General features: G+C 43.5%; 13 protein-coding genes and 1 pseudogene. 9 read left to right on the plus strand and 5 right to left on the minus strand.

Features of this window, described 5'->3' with window-relative positions; all coding sequences use genetic code 11:
* Positions 1–12 precede the first annotated feature (12 nt).
* From D1164_RS04400 to ccsA, 5 genes are all read left to right on the plus strand, one after another.
* Positions 13–435 (plus strand): c-type cytochrome, encoded by a 423-nt coding sequence (locus tag D1164_RS04400; protein ID WP_119348744.1) that lies wholly within the window; start codon positions 13–15, stop codon positions 433–435.
* A gap of 57 nt (positions 436–492) precedes the next feature.
* The gene (locus D1164_RS04405; RefSeq protein WP_119348745.1) at positions 493–1,476 is read left to right on the plus strand and encodes a cytochrome c3 family protein; all 984 of its coding nucleotides are present in this window, start codon (positions 493–495) and stop codon (positions 1,474–1,476) included.
* Positions 1,477–1,480: 4 nt separating this feature from the next.
* Positions 1,481–2,098 carry a cytochrome b/b6 domain-containing protein gene (locus D1164_RS04410; protein WP_119348746.1) on the plus strand — a complete coding sequence of 206 codons (618 nt, stop codon included), beginning with the start codon at positions 1,481–1,483 and terminating at the stop codon, positions 2,096–2,098.
* An 87-nt stretch (positions 2,099–2,185) separates the two neighbouring features.
* Positions 2,186–3,688 carry a NapC/NirT family cytochrome c gene (locus D1164_RS04415; protein ID WP_119348747.1) on the plus strand — a complete coding sequence of 501 codons (1,503 nt, stop codon included), beginning with the start codon at positions 2,186–2,188 and terminating at the stop codon, positions 3,686–3,688.
* A gap of 192 nt (positions 3,689–3,880) precedes the next feature.
* Complete coding sequence (gene ccsA, locus D1164_RS04420; RefSeq protein ID WP_119348748.1) at positions 3,881–6,967, plus strand: cytochrome c biogenesis protein CcsA; 3,087 nt, start codon at positions 3,881–3,883, stop codon at positions 6,965–6,967.
* 6 nt (positions 6,968–6,973) lie between these two features.
* On the opposite strand, the gene D1164_RS04425 is transcribed toward ccsA, so the two are convergent.
* The 5 genes from D1164_RS04425 to D1164_RS04445 form a co-directional block, all read right to left on the minus strand.
* Entirely contained in the window at positions 6,974–7,909 is a 936-nt protein-coding gene (locus D1164_RS04425; protein ID WP_119348749.1) for a hypothetical protein, read from the minus strand.
* On the minus strand, positions 7,902–8,249 hold the full coding sequence (locus D1164_RS04430) for a hypothetical protein (protein ID WP_119348750.1): 348 nt from the start codon (positions 8,247–8,249) through the stop codon (positions 7,902–7,904). Before D1164_RS04430 ends, D1164_RS04425 begins: the two co-directional genes overlap by 8 nt.
* A gap of 9 nt (positions 8,250–8,258) precedes the next feature.
* Positions 8,259–8,960 carry a fibrobacter succinogenes major paralogous domain-containing protein gene (locus tag D1164_RS04435; RefSeq protein WP_172594336.1) on the minus strand — a complete coding sequence of 234 codons (702 nt, stop codon included), beginning with the start codon at positions 8,958–8,960 and terminating at the stop codon, positions 8,259–8,261.
* Complete coding sequence (locus D1164_RS24190; RefSeq protein WP_119348752.1) at positions 8,870–9,172, minus strand: SprB repeat-containing protein; 303 nt, start codon at positions 9,170–9,172, stop codon at positions 8,870–8,872. Before D1164_RS24190 ends, D1164_RS04435 begins: the two co-directional genes overlap by 91 nt.
* A 118-nt stretch (positions 9,173–9,290) precedes the next feature.
* Entirely contained in the window at positions 9,291–9,728 is a 438-nt protein-coding gene (locus D1164_RS04445; RefSeq protein ID WP_119348753.1) for an RrF2 family transcriptional regulator, read from the minus strand.
* Positions 9,729–9,846: 118 nt separating this feature from the next.
* Here D1164_RS04445 and D1164_RS04450 point away from each other — a divergent pair, with 118 nt between their 5' ends.
* The 4 genes and pseudogenes from D1164_RS04450 to D1164_RS04470 all read left to right on the plus strand — a co-directional run bounded on the left by D1164_RS04450 (position 9,847) and on the right by D1164_RS04470 (position 15,213).
* Positions 9,847–12,093 (plus strand): nitric-oxide reductase large subunit, encoded by a 2,247-nt coding sequence (locus D1164_RS04450; RefSeq protein ID WP_119348754.1) that lies wholly within the window; start codon positions 9,847–9,849, stop codon positions 12,091–12,093.
* A gap of 553 nt (positions 12,094–12,646) precedes the next feature.
* Positions 12,647–13,876, plus strand: a complete 1,230-nt coding sequence (locus D1164_RS04455) for a DUF438 domain-containing protein (protein WP_119348755.1) — start codon at positions 12,647–12,649, stop codon at positions 13,874–13,876.
* A gap of 69 nt (positions 13,877–13,945) precedes the next feature.
* The gene (locus D1164_RS04460) at positions 13,946–14,470 is read left to right on the plus strand and encodes a DUF1858 domain-containing protein (protein ID WP_119348756.1); all 525 of its coding nucleotides are present in this window, start codon (positions 13,946–13,948) and stop codon (positions 14,468–14,470) included.
* Between the two features lie 148 nt (positions 14,471–14,618).
* Positions 14,619–15,213, plus strand: a pseudogene (locus tag D1164_RS04470) (hydantoinase B/oxoprolinase family protein).
* Positions 15,214–15,306: the final 93 nt, after the last annotated feature.

Genomic DNA, 15,306 nt, shown 5'->3' on the forward strand with positions numbered 1-15,306 from the left:
AAAAAGAACATCATGAAAAGAAGTAAGATGAATTTTTTAGTATATCCCCTGGTATTCCTGTTCGCAGGAATACTATTGGCAGCATTTGTATCACCTTCAGTAAATATGTCGAAAGAGTGGGATATTCCGGCAAAATATAAAGAGATGAAAAACCCGCATGCAGGGGATAAATCCCTGGAAAGGGTGGGGAAGATGCTTTATGCAAAACACTGTAAATCCTGCCATGGGAACATCGGTCTTGGTGATGGCCCTAAGGCGGCAAGTATGGAAACCAAAATGATTCCATTCAACGATGCAGGATTTCAGGGACAAAGCGATGGCGCTATCTATTATCAATCGATTATAGGACGGGATGAAATGCCCAATTTCGAGAAAAAAATCCCGGATGAGGAAGACCGCTGGGCGCTTATCAATTTTATAAGGACCTTAAAGTAAGTTATAAAATCGAAAGCTGCTTCGGAGAATTTTGGGGCAGCTTTTTAATTTCACACTATGAAGTGTAAAATTCATACTCTTCTGTGTCTGATTGTAACCGTTTTTGCCGGTACTGGTATTGTTAACGGGCAATCTTCTGTTCCGGAAGAAAATCGAGCCTGTTTGAAATGCCATGCCTCACAAACTTTTTCCATATATAATGAATGGACGGAGAGAGAAGAGAAACGGTTAATGAATCCTCTTTATATTCTGGATACCGTGCAACTGGCAGGGGGCGTTCATCATACGTTTAACTGTATCGACTGTCACTCCTATGAATATGAAACATATCCGCACAACGGGGAGTTGAAACTTGAACCGATGATGACATGCATCGATTGCCATGGAGGAGATCCTACATTTGCAGAGTGGCAGTTCGACAGGGTTGAAGAGGAATTTAAGAAGAGTGTCCATTTCGAAACCCATGGAGAGCAGTTTTCCTGTTCGAAATGTCATAGCCAGCACTATTACCGGGCTACTGCCAGAACAAGTAGTGACGTAAAGGAGATTGTAGAATACAGCAACAATATGTGCCTTTCATGCCACGATAACATGACCAAATACCAGTTGGTTTCGGAACACGAAAATCCGCAACTGATAGAAATTCATAGCTGGTTGCCCAATCAGGCCCTGCATTTCAGGCGGGTGCGGTGCATCGAGTGCCATACAGATGTACAGGATTCTTTAATGGTTTCACATAATATTTTAAGGAAGGAACATGCAACGAAAAACTGTGTGGAATGTCATTCCGCCAATTCCATGTTACAGGCTTCGCTTTACAAATATCAAAATCTTAGAACGCGAACGGAAACCGGGGGAAATAACCAAAAATCATTTTTAAGTCTTTTTAAAGTAAATGCTTCGGATGAAGAATTTACATCTGAATATTATGTAATCGGAGCTTCGCGTGTTCCTTTCCTTAATGTGTTTTTTGCCGTTGTCTTTTTTGCTGCGGTCGGGGGGATTGTTATTCACACCATCATGAGGATGATAAAAAAATAGGTTTATGGGAACAGGAGGAAAACTTTATTTGTATCCGCTGTGGTTAAGAATCTGGCATGCAATAAATGCCCTGGGAATATTGGCATTAATTTTTTCCGGGATTAGCCTGCATTATTCCGGCAGGGGATTTCTCCTGCTGAAGTTTGAAACAGCAATTGCCCTTCACAATATGGCAGGAGTACTTGTTTCAGCAAATTATTTTTTATTTGTTCTTGGAAATATTATGACCAAAAACGGGAAGTATTACCGGGTAAAAGTGCCAGGCCTTTCCAAAAGAATAAAAAAGCAAATTCAGTACTATGTTTCCGGAATATTTAAAGGGGAAGAACCTCCTTATCCGGTATCGGAGAAAAGAAAATTTAATCCGCTGCAAAAATATTCCTACATTTTCATAATGTACTTTTTTTTGCCTCTTTTAATTGTTACCGGGTTTGCTCTCTTTTTTCCCGAGATTATTATGGAGCAGGTTTTCCGGGTGAGCGGAGTTATGCTTACGGCAGTGTTGCATAGTGTTTCCGGTTTTCTGGTGTTTATCTTTTTGCTGATTCATTTGTACGTTGCTTCGCTTGGGAAATCACCTTCCGATAATTTCAGGAGTATTTTAAACGGGTGGCATGGCTGAAAACCAGGAAGCTGTGGGGTGATAAGCGTCATTTTTTGTTAAAGAGAATCAAACTATTTTGAGGATCAGTTTAAAAATCCATATCCAATGAAACTACCACAATCACTTCGAAACTGGACCTCCATTGTTGGGGCAGCACTTGTCGGATTAAGCTTGTTTTTAATCGCCCTGCTATTTATAATTACATTGGTTCTTGATATTGGAAGTTCGTATGTCGGACTGTTTATATACATCATTCTCCCCATTTTTTTAATTATTGGGCTGGTTATGATTCCTGTAGGAATGCTGGCCGCAAAACGCAGATTAAAAAAACAGGTACAAGTTTCTGAAGGAAAAGACTGGCCGGTCGTCGACTTTAATAATCCTGCTACCAGAAATGCAACCATAATTTTTTCAGTGGGCACTGTCTTGATTTTAATTCTTTCGGCCATTGGAAGTTATGAAGCTTTTCACTACACAGAATCGGTAGAATTTTGCGGGAAGGTTTGTCACCGGGTTATGGAGCCGGAATATGCTGCATACCAGGAATCTTCCCACGAGCGTGTATCATGTGTAGAATGTCATGTGGGTAGTGGTGCCGACTGGTATGTAAAAAGTAAATTGTCGGGTCTGTATCAGGTATATTCTGTGATGTTCGACAAGTATCCGCGTCCCATTCCAACTCCTGTTCATAGTTTGCGCCCGGCAAGGGAAACCTGTGAAGAATGCCACTGGCCGGAAAAATTTTACGACAGAAAGTTACGAATCAAACGTTCATATATTGCGGATGAAGGAAATACGGAATGGGATATCCACATGCTTTTAAAAACCAGTTCGGAGCATAGTGCTAAAGGGATTAGTGAGGGTATTCACTGGCATATTAATCCGGAAGTAAAGATCGAATATATTGCTTCCGATGAAAAGCGCGGCACCATTCCGTGGGTAAAATATACCAATCTGAAAACCGGCGAAATAACCGTTTACGAGGATAAGGAAAATAAACTCCCGCAAAGCCGGATGGACTCACTGGAGGTGAGGGTAATGGATTGCCTTGATTGCCATAACCGGCCATCGCACAACTATAAAGTGCCCCAGAATTTTGTGGACGAGTATTTGGCTTCCGGGGAAATACCCAAAGATTTACCCGACATTAAATCGGTTGCAATGGGCATTTTTACGCAGGATTACCCAACTACCGACAGCGCATTTACAGCCATCAAATTACAGGTAAACGAATACTATGAAATTATGTATCCTGAGTTGCTGGAATCTAAAAAACAAGACATTGAAAAAACCATTGCTAGCATACAGGAAGGTTACTCCAAAAACTTTTTTCCCGTGATGGGGGTGAAATGGACCGAGTATCCCAACCATCTGGGGCACCTCGAAACAGAGGGCTGTTATCGTTGTCATAACGACAGGCACACTTCGGCACAAGGAGAAGTCATTTCACGCGACTGTAACCTGTGTCATCACATTACTGCGCAGGGAACAGTGGATAACCTGGAAGTTTCAAATGTAGCTAACCCGCTGGAGTTTAAACACCCAGTCGAAATTAATGAAGTTTGGCGCGAACAACACTGCTCCGAATGTCATTCCCAATTGTATTAATTTTTAGCTGTAAAATTTTTTTCTGATTTTAGTACCCACCTTAACTTTTTAAAAGGGAACTATTTGAGTTATGAAACGAGCATGTAAAACAGGTACGCCCGGGAGAATGATGAAAATGCATGCGAGTTCCCGTTTGACCACGCAAGCCGGGCTGGAATACTTTACCTTTGAAAAACAAACATTTTTAGTAGCATGAAAAAATTTAGTTCGTTTTTGTTCTCCATGTTGTTTACCGGAATTCTGGTAATTGTTTTTGCAATTTCAATCGGCTATGCCACTTTCATTGAGAATGATTATGGTACTGCTACCGCGAAGATTCTGGTTTACAACTCCAGGTGGTTTGAAATATTATTGGTAATAATCGCCATAAATCTTATCGGAAGTATTTTTGAAAATAACCTCTTCAGTAAAAAGAAATGGCCGGGATTTCTGTTCCACATTTCTTTTGTAATTATGATTATTGGCGCCGGAATTACCCGGTATTACGGCTACGAAGGCACCATGCATATTCGTGAAGGGCAATCGTCTGATTTTATCGTTTCTGAGGAAACATTTATAAAAATAGCCGCTGCCAACGGAAATGCGGCTGTTGAAGAATTGTATGAAGTTAAATTTTCGCCCTACACGGCAAACCGGTTTTCTGAAGAAGTGTCAATTAACGGGCATGCAGTTCGGGTTACGAATTTGCAGTACATGCCGTCAGCAGCCGAAACAGTTGTGGCTGACCCGGGCGGAGAGCCGCTCGTTGCGCTCATGGTCGTTAATGCGGGAATGGAACGGACTGACTTCGTTTTGAAAAATGGTGACAAAAAAACGATTGAAGGCAGCACCATCGGGTTTAATGAACAAAACGGAATTTCGGATATAAACCTGGAAATGGATCAGGGAAATTTATACTTTACTGCCTCCGATTCTGTTTTTGTTTTGGATATGAGCGGGGCAAACAGGGAGACAATAATTCCCGGGATTCGCCATCAGCTAAATACCCAAACGATATATTCAACCGGAAATATTCATTTTGCAGTCAGGCAGTTTTTTCAAAAAGGAAAAACACAACTGGTTTATTCAACGCCCCAACAGGGACGGTCCATTAGTGATGCCATCCAAACGGAAATTACCGTTGGAAACGAGAGAAAAAACCTGGTGGTTTATGGCATGAAAGGCATGGTTGGCGAACCCTACACTACAACAATTGGCGATACCGAAGTATCAGTTACTTTCGGTTCCCAAAAAATAGAACTTCCTTTTTCCATCCATTTAACTGATTTTCAGCTGGAGCGTTATCCCGGATCCAACAGTCCGTCATCTTATGCCAGTGAGGTCGTTTTAAAAGATGGCGCCACTGAAAAACCGTTTCGTATTTTTATGAACAACATTTTGAAATACCAGGGTTACCGCTTTTTTCAGTCTTCGTACGATACCGATGAAAAAGGCACCATCCTTTCGGTAAACAGTGATGCCTGGGGGACTTCAATCACATATTTGGGTTATTTGCTTATGGCCATTGGATTTGTTTTGACGCTTTTCAACAGAAACAGCCGGTTTATGAAACTTATAAAAGCTTCGGCCAAATTGCGGGAAGAGCGGAAAAAGCTGTTCGCCATTTTTATTTTCGGACTTTTCTTTTCTGCATTGAATGCCCAGCCAGTGCAAAATATTCAGTCGCTGAATAAAAATCATATTTCTGAATTTGATGAATTGTTGCTTCAAAGTACCAAAGGGCGGACCGAACCAACCGCAACTCTTGCCTCTGAAATATTGCGAAAAGTTGCCAAAAAGAACAAGTGGGAGGGAATGAGCGCCACGGAGGTTTTTCTTTCCATGCAGGCCAGTCCCGAACATTGGAAAAATGTACCGATTATTAAAGTGGCCAATCCCGAACTTCGGAAAACGCTGGGAATTTCAACGGATTATGCACCCTTTAATGCCATTGTCCTGCCACGCGAAATGGGGGGGTACAAGCTGAATAAAATGGTTTCGGAAGCTTTTGCCAAAAAAAGCAGCGAGCGTAACAAACTCGATAAGGAAATTATTAATGTGGATGAGCGGGTGAATATTATTTTTAATGTTTTCTCCGGGAACTTTTTAACTGTTTTTCCGGTTCCCGGCCACGAAAACCAGAAATGGGTTACGGCAAACGATGCAGGCACGCTGGGTGCCGAAGGGGACACTTTTGCCAGACAGACCATTCAAAGTTATCTGGGTGCTGTGGCTTCGGGCGACTGGGGAACTGCAACCCAGGTGTTGGATCAAATAAAAAAATACCAGCAAAAAGAAGGCGCGCAGATCATTCCATCCCCTGCAAAGGTCAAACTTGAGATTTGGTATCATAAATGGGATATTTTTGGTAAACTTTCGAAAATATTGCTGACTGCTGGTTTGATTCTGTTGCTGTTGCAGCTTTACACCATTTTTAATCCGAAAATAAAACTGACAACGCTCAAGCAGGTGGCCTTTGTTTTTATTTTGTTGCTGTTTGCGGCCCAAACGGTTGGGTTGGCGGTTCGCTGGTATATATCGGGCCATGCTCCCTGGAGCAACGGGTATGAGTCGATGGTATTTGTAAGCTGGGCTACCTTGCTGGCAGGACTTGTATTTGTGCGCCGTTCAGAAATTACGTTGTCGCTTACCACGCTGCTCGCCGGATTAACACTTCTCGTCGCCGGTTTTAGTTGGATGAGCCCTGAAATAACCAATCTCGTTCCTGTACTGAAATCATACTGGCTGATTGTGCATGTGGCCATCATCATGGCGAGCTACGGCTTTTTGGGAATCGGTGCCATGCTGGGACTTTTAAATCTTGTTCTGATGATTTTCAGAAACGATAAAAATAAAATCAGGCTAAACCACACCATTAAAGAACTGGTGGTAATAATCCATATTTCTTTGATTCTGGGTCTTTTGATGCTGGCTTCCGGCTCATTCATTGGCGGGGTTTGGGCCAACGAAAGCTGGGGGCGCTACTGGGGCTGGGATCCCAAGGAAACTTGGGCAATGGTTACCATTTTAGTGTACACGTTTATTGTGCACATGCACAAAATCCCCGGATTTAAAGGAAACTACGCCGTAAGCGCTGCTTCATTGGTTGGCTTCGGGTCGGTCTTAATGACCTATTTTGGGGTGAACTACTACTTGTCCGGGTTGCATTCTTATGCACAGGGAGAGCCAGCGCCCATTCCTGCAGGCGTTTATATTGGAATTGGTATTGTGTTGCTGCTTGTTTTAGTGGCTTTCTTTTCTGACAGAAAGAAAAAGCAGGATGAGGTCGTGCTGTTGTAAATATTTTTAGAGTCTGAATGTTTTTGAAATGATAAAGGTAAATCCTGTGCCGGCGCCCAGTTGAGTGCCTTTAAAGTGCTGGTAAACCGGAATGTCGATCATGCCCGAGAGGTACCACTCTTCCCGGAGCACAAAATTGAGTTGTGGTGCGATAAAAAACAAAGTGCTTCCCGATGATTCTTTTTTTTGTTCTTTTATTTTGTCGGGTGCCCTGATTTCATTTCGCAATTGCAGAATGGCAGTCCAGTTATCCTTTAGCCAGGGTTGCTTGAGGTGCTTCGAAATATAAAAAGAGTTGTATACAGAGGTTCCTAACCGGTAGCCTTCTTTGTTGGGGGAGTGCATTTCCACCCGGTTGGTGAAAAAATAGCGCATGCCCGTTTCCGAACTTTCTTTTACAAAAGATGCTGTAAGCACAGCTCCGAATGCCCCGATGGTGGGCTGTACTTCTACGGGCAGTTTTACATTCTCCGACCATTGCAACCTGCGCGAAAAAGGGATCTTTGCACCCACGGCACCGGTAATGTAAATGCGCCTGAACGGATCTGTGAAAATGCTGTGTTTGGCAAGCAGCACCGCATTGGACAATCCTTTTCCTGTGAGGGAGTAAGCCGGCTGGAGATTATAATTTTGTGTTTTGTTGAAAAAATGGCCCAGCTCCGTTTCCAGGGTTAACTTGTGGGTAAGTCCGTAGCTAATGATGGTCGAAAGGTAGTTGTAGTACGCCTTGTTTATCAAATTAAAATCTGAATGTTCAGACCCTTCAAAATAGTGGTATCCCTGTCCGTATTTATAAAAGGAAATAACCCTCAGGGAGTTTTTCTCCAATACCAGCAGGTTGTTTGTTCCGCCAACAGGGTTCACAGAAGAAAGGCACTGAGCCTGTGAAAACCGGGGGTAAAATAGTGCGACGACTATCAGAAAAAAACAATATTTATTCATAAACAACAATATCGATGGTCTTCGTTTGCGACAGTTTGCTTCCATTGGTCACTCTGCATGTAACCTGGTTTTTCCCTATCTGGCACGGCGATGCGGCGTAAGTTACCTGGGCGCCTGAGCCCAATATATCGCCTACGGAGGCCGACCAGAAATATCTCAGTTCGCTGCCGGTGGCCTTGGCAGTTAGTTTTACCGTTTCGCCAGGAGCCATGGTGTCCTTTTCTGCTACCAGTGAGTAAAAATCGAAATCAGAGGGTATTTCCCTCTCTTCTTCGCTACAGTATAAAAACAGGAAGGAGCAGGCAAGAAGGGCCAGAGTGAGTATTATTTTTCCGTTCATTTTTAAGAACTATTTTGTTTTTTTATTTTGTATGCACCGTACAGAAAAGCCGTAGCTTTTAGGGAAAGTATTCCAGCGCCCCACAGTCGGGGAATTGACATTGAGACAACGGCGCCAGGCCAGATCCTTCTCGTATTCGGTAGAGGTCCACATGTATTCCATTTCGCCAATATACCCCAAACGCCCACCGGATGAACGTCTTCCGGCTAATTGAGCATCATAGCCGGAATTACCCCCTTCTTTTAGTGAAGTCCCTACCAGCGAGCCTCTCCATGTGTTTGCCATTTCGGCTTCAGCTTGTGTCATGCCGAGGTGTATCTCCAGCTTTTTGAACTCATCGTCGTCAGGAATGTGCCAGCCACAGGGGCAGATTCCCTGTGCCTCCTCTTCTGTGGAGCCATTCATGGCAACATCCCAGGAGTATAGCCGGCCGTACCTTTCTTCTGCTTCGGGATTATCAATATAAACATAGCTGATAATTTCCGAACCATCGGGAGCATGTTTCACCCGAAGGTTTTCACCCATCCAGGTTTGTTCGCCAATGGTGATGACGGAGTAAATATTGCCGTCCACATCCATCACTCCATCCAGTTCGGGTTGTATTACCTCAAAGGTGTCAGTTACTGTTTGAGATGATTGATCGGAAATCGTAACCGAATAGATCCCTGCCGGTATTCCGGATAAGTCTTCGAGGGTGTCGGTAGTGACCACAAAAAGCGGAAAGGCTCCCTGCCTCCCGTTGCGGTCAAATCAATGGAGCCATCGCTTCCACCAAACTCTGTTACATGTTGTATCTCTGCTTCCAGTTGAATGGGCAAACTGACCTCTTCTGTTTGGCATTTGAGTAACATACACAAAAAGAGGGCGGTTGTAAGGACTTTGGTCGTTTTTGTTATAATCAAAAGTAAATAACTTTTGTTCATATATTTTTATGTATTTATTTCAAATACTATATATTATGAACTTCAAAATTACAAAAATTGATTATAAGATATAATGGATTGAGAAAAGAAATAAAGGGGGTGAAAGAGTGAATCAATATTATTCTGAGACTCTGCTGAGTACACGTTCGGGATTATCTTTTTTGGCGAGGCTTTGTATCGTTTCTTTTGTGAGGAGTTCATTGATGCCCTCGCGAATGGGGCCGTAAGCGTCGTGAAGGGGGCATGGGTTTTTTTCATCGCAATGTTTCAGCCCAAATCCACAGCCTGTAAATATTTTATCGCCTTCGATGGCAACAACCACTTGTTTAAGTGGGATTTCAGGGCTCTGGGGGTTAAAATAATAACCTCCGTTTTTGCCTTTTATCGATTCAAGAAATCCCAGTCGCACCAGTCGCTGCAGAATTTTTGCAGTGAACGACGGCGGGGTATCTATTTCTGAGGCAATTTCAACAATTCCTGGTCTTCTGTCCAACTGGTTTTGAATCTGAATATATACCAGCCCTCTAAGTGCATACTCGGTTTCTTTCTTAAACACGGCTTTTTTTCTTTAGATGACAAAAGTATAAAAAAATTGTAATGATTAAAAGACCTTTTTGTCAACAAAAGAAAAAGATTTTTATATTTGCGCTATAGAAAAGTAAAAATCAGGCTTTATGAAGACAAAAAAATTGTGGTTAGGTTTTATCGGAGTAATGGTGATTTCGTTTGGGGTATTGTTATATTATGGTAAGGAAATTTATCGCGAAGCTCCGCCTGTTCCTGATAAAGTATTGACAGAGGACGGGAGAACTTTGTTTACCGGTCAGGATATCAAGGACGGTCAAAACGTCTGGCAATCGCTTGGGGGCCAGCAGTTGGGAACTATTTGGGGGCATGGCGCGTACCAGGCTCCCGACTGGACTGCCGACTGGCTGCATCGCGAAGCGGTTTTTATGCTGGATGAGCTCGGCATGGAAACTTACGGCAGGGGGTACGACGATCTGACGGAAGAACAGCAGGCTGCCCTGCGGGTTACCTTGCAGCGCGATATGCGGACGAACACCTATGACCCCGAGCGGGATGTTATTACGGTTTCTTCGCTCAGAGCTGAGGCTTTTATCCATAATAGTAAACATTATGGCGGACTGTTTACCGATGATCCTGAACTGGCGCATTTACGCGATGCATATAGTGTTCCTGAAAATTCACTGAAAGATGAGGAACGGGTTCGTAAGTTAAATACGTTTTTCTTTTGGGCTTCCTGGGCCTGTATTACAGAAAGGCCGGATAAGGATATCACCTTCACAAATAACTGGCCGCCTGATGACCTGATTGGTAATAAACCAACCGGGTCCCTGATTCTTTGGACAGGATTTAGTGTAATTCTTTTGCTGGCAGGAATCGGGATAATGATTTGGTACTATGCGTCGAAAAAAGAAGATGATGAATTGAAGCCTCCTGCTTCGCATCCTTTAAAGAATATTGTGCAAACTCCTTCTCAAAAGGCAACGTTAAAATATTTCTGGATTGTAACCCTTTTAATTCTTGTTCAGGTAATCATGGGTGTTGTGACGGCACATTACGGTGTTGAGGGACAAGCATTTTACGGGATTCCGCTTGCTGACTGGCTGCCCTATTCCATCTCGCGTACCTGGCATGTGCAGATAGCCATTTTTTGGATTGCCACATCGTGGTTGGCTACCGGGCTGTACTATGCGCCTGCTATTTCGGGCGTTGAACCAAAATTCCAACGGTTAGGAGTGAATGTACTTTTCAGCGCACTTCTGGTGATTGTGGTTGGTTCATTGGCCGGTCAGTGGATGGGAGTAATGCAGAAATTGGGACTGGTGGAGAATTTTTGGTTCGGTCACCAGGGATATGAATATGTCGATTTAGGCAGATTCTGGCAAATATTCCTTTTTGCCGGTCTTTTCATCTGGCTTTTCTTAATGGGGAGGGCTATCTGGCCGGCATTGAAACAACGTAACGAAAGCCGCCATTTGCTCATCCTTTTTCTTGTTGCATCGGTTGCCATTGCTGTTTTTTACGGAGCCGGCCTGATGTGGGGCCGTCAGACCAACCTGGCCATTGCCGAATACTGGCGCTGGTGGGTGGTGCACCTGTGGGTAGAAGGGTTCTTTGAGGTGTTTGCCGTTGTGGTAATGGCCTTTCTGTTTGTGCGAATGCAGCTTGTAAAGGCAACTACTGCCACGCTCGCTGTGCTGTTTACAACAATCATTTTTCTTTCAGGTGGGATTTTAGGGACGTTTCACCATCTTTATTTTACGGGTACGCCAACTGCTGTAATGGCGCTCGGGGCAACTTTTAGTGCCCTTGAGGTAGTGCCGCTCGTGCTCATGGGGTATGAGGCCTACGATAACCTGAAAATATACCGCAGTTCGGAGTGGATAAAACCCTACAAGTGGCCTATCTACAGTTTTATAGCCGTCGCATTCTGGAATTTGGTGGGAGCAGGAATTTTTGGTTTTCTTATCAATCCGCCCATTGCACTTTATTATATGCAGGGGCTGAATACCACGCCGGTTCACGGGCACACAGCTCTGTTCGGTGTTTACGGAATGCTGGGTATTGGCCTCATGCTTTTCGTCCTTCGCGACATGGACTCGGTTTCAGTCTGGAAAGAAAAGTGGTTGAAGTTTGCTTTCTGGTCTATTAATATCGGGTTGCTGGCCATGGTGCTCATCAGCGTATTGCCCATCGGGATGGCCCAAACGTTTGCCAGTGTTCAGGAAGGACTTTGGTACGCCCGTTCCGCCGAGTTTATGCAGCAACCACTCATTGATACATTTAAGTGGCTCAGGGTAATCGGTGACACAATATTCGCATTGGGAACGGTTGCCTTGGTGTGGTTTGTATTCGGTCTGAAATTTGGCTGGAGTATTTCCAAAGAACGTAAATAGTTAACATATTGTTTTATCATTCTGGCCGGGTATTCCGCCCGGTCAGAATTGATTCATTGGTTTCAGGTGTAGTTTTGTGTTTACCGACTCTGTTTTAGTATCCGTCTCTATCCGGCCTGTATCATTTTTTGAAGAAAAGGTTAACCGGATGATATTCATTTTTTTGCTCTCTTTCGGTTTTTTAATCTATAATTGAATTTTTCAAGATTGGTAATATTCTTTATTATGTTTATTTAGAATATCTGTTTTTACCAAAGTTTCAGTTCGCAGAATCAATGCTCAACAAAATGAGCGGCAGTTCGCCTGCGGTTATTGCACGAAGCAGGTTAAAAAAGGATACTCCGGTCAGTTATTAGGCAGCAGGCAGTAAATCAGTAGTTTGAAATATAATTTTCACCCGTACACTATTACCTATTTTGGATCAGTATACAATCCGGGTATATCAGAAAACAGGACAGAATTATCTTTTTTATTAATTTTACAAGATCGTATGTTAAAACCAGTCGGATATTTACTGGGTTTTCATGTTACGTTTTAAAAATATATTATTTGTATGAGTGAACATATTGACAATTCAAAATTTAGGAAAGCAAAGCTGAAAGAACTTATTTTGAAGTTGCACGAAGGTGAATCGCAGGAAGGAGTCAGAGAGCAACTTTTGGTGAGTTTGAGCAATATTCCTTACGGTGAAGTGGTAGAAGTGGAGCAGGAGTTGATTTCAGAAGGGCTCCCGGAAGAAGAAGTGTTGAAACTTTGCGATGCTCATTCTGCTGTTTTGGAAGGAAGGGTTGATCTTTCATCTTCCAAAGCAGTTCCCGAAGGACACCCGGTGGATGTGATGCAGGAAGAGAACAAGGCGCTGAAGCGTGTGGCCGGGAATGTACTTTCTGTCTTGTCTGCCCTGGAGTATGTGAAAGAAGAAAACCTGGAAGAGACTATTCTTCAGTTAAAAGCTGGGTTTAATCAGTTGATTGATGTGGATAAACATTACCTGCGAAAAGAATATTTACTCTTTCCTTACCTTGAAAAGATAGGTATTACCGGGCCGCCTAAAGTAATGTGGGGAAAGCATGATGAAATAAGGGAGTTGCTCCACGGGAGCATTGAGATTTTGAATATGCCCGGGCTGACAAAAGACGATTTGGCGGGTTCGGCAGAACTGATTTTGCAGCCAGCTGCCAAAGCGGTCGTGGATATGACAGTGAAGGAAGAAGAAATCCTGTTCCCAATGGCGATGGATGCACTTACCGATGGCGATTGGTACCAGATTCGTAAGCAGTCAGTAGAAATTGGTTTTTGCCTGTACGATCCGCCAACAGAATGGACTCCGGCAGGGATGGAAGAGGAAAGCATTAACGAAGTGCAGAAAGAGGGAGGCAACATCCAGCTGCCATCGGGTAGTTTTACTGCCGAAGAGTTAATGGCTATTTTGAATACTGTTCCGGCAGACATGACTTTTGTAGACCGTAACGATAAAGTGAAATATTTCACTCAGGGGGCCGAACGGATTTTTCAACGGAACCGGGCAATATTGAACCGCGATGTACGGCACTGTCACCCACCGGCCAGTGCACATATTGTTGACAAGATTCTGGAAGATTTTAAATCCGGGAAACAGACCCGTGCGCCCTTCTGGATTAACCTGCACGGAAAATTCATTCATATCGAATATTTTGCCCTGCATAATGAAAAAGGAGAGTACCTGGGTACCCTTGAGGTTTCAAAAGACCTGACTGAATACCGGAAGCTGGAGGGAGAACAACGCATCTTGTCCTACAAATAGGTAGATTGCTATTTTTAATCGCGTTTTTCCCATGGATAACAGCGCATTTTAATTTTATACATAGACATCATGGAAAACAAGAACGATATCATTATTTCTCCCAAAACAAAGGTGATGCAACTCATTGAGACCTGGCCGCAACTGGAAGATGTACTCATAGATTACGTGCCGGCTTTCAGTAAGTTGAAGAACCCGGTGCTGCGAAAAACAGTGGCTAAAATTGCCACACTGCAACAGGCTGCCACCATCGGAAATGTAAAGGTGGAGGATCTTATTAATCGGTTACGCAAAGAGGTTGGGCAGGATTTGCTTAAAGAAACGGAACACGGAGGTTATAACACGGCTCGCCTGTGGTGGGTCAATGAACAAAAAATTTATAAAGAGATGGATGCGCGCAAAATGCTGGCAGCAGGCGAACATCCGGTAACCCAGGTGATGGCTGACCTGAAACAGCTTCCTGCGGGCATGGTGTATAAATTATATGCGCCATTCTTGCCTGCCCCACTCATCGATAAAGCAACCAGCCTTTCCTTTGAGCATTGGGTAAATGAAATCTCGGAAGCGGAGTTTGAAGTGTATTTTTATAAATCGTAACCTGAATAGTACTTTGTGGATGTGAAATATTTTCAGCTTTTTGTGGATACCGGCGGCACATTTACCGATTGTATCGGAATAGACAAATATGGGAACGAGTATCGACAAAAAGTATTGAGCAACAGTAGCTGCAGCGAGTCAGGGAACCATGAATAACGTCCTTTTTGGTAATCAACATTTCGGTTACTACGAAACTGTTTGCGGAGGTTGCGGTGCCGGAGAAAGTTTTAACGGAGCCCATGCGGTACACCACCACATGACGAACACCCGGATTACCGACCCTGAAGTGCTGGAGCACCGCTACCCGTAAATTTTGTGTCTGGAAAAATTCAGGCGGGAATGGCAGGTGGAAAGGAGGAGATGGTGTTATCCGTGAGTTCATATTTCTTGAGCCAATGAGCCTTTCTGTGCTTACCCAGCGGCGTAAATCCGGGCCATTCAGTCTGAGTGGAGGAGAAGAGGGTGAGCCGGGATGCCAAAAAATTATCCGGGAAAACGGGGAAGAAATTCAGCTGGATTCCATTCAGAATATAAATTTGGTGGAAGGAGACAGATTTATTATTGAAACACCCGGAGGGGGTGCTTCGGGAAAGAGGAGGAGTAGCCGGTTTTTTACGTTGTGCCATTCACGGCCTTTGTCTGTTTTTTTGCTTTTCAGTTCGCGGCAGAAAGGTTGCAAAGCGGTATGTTTCTTCCGGGGATCTGGAGTGCATTGTGAATTCTTCATTTTAGATATGGCATGATTCCGGAGTAAAAAGATGTTTCTTTTGGGAGGGGAAGGTAGTTCGGAACAACAACGAAATCAGGGATTTTGTATCTTCTGTTCTGATTTTATT

Origin of the sequence: Mariniphaga sediminis (assembly GCF_003573545.1) — a bacterium.
Taxonomy (GTDB): Bacteria; Bacteroidota; Bacteroidia; order Bacteroidales; family Prolixibacteraceae; genus Mariniphaga; species Mariniphaga sediminis.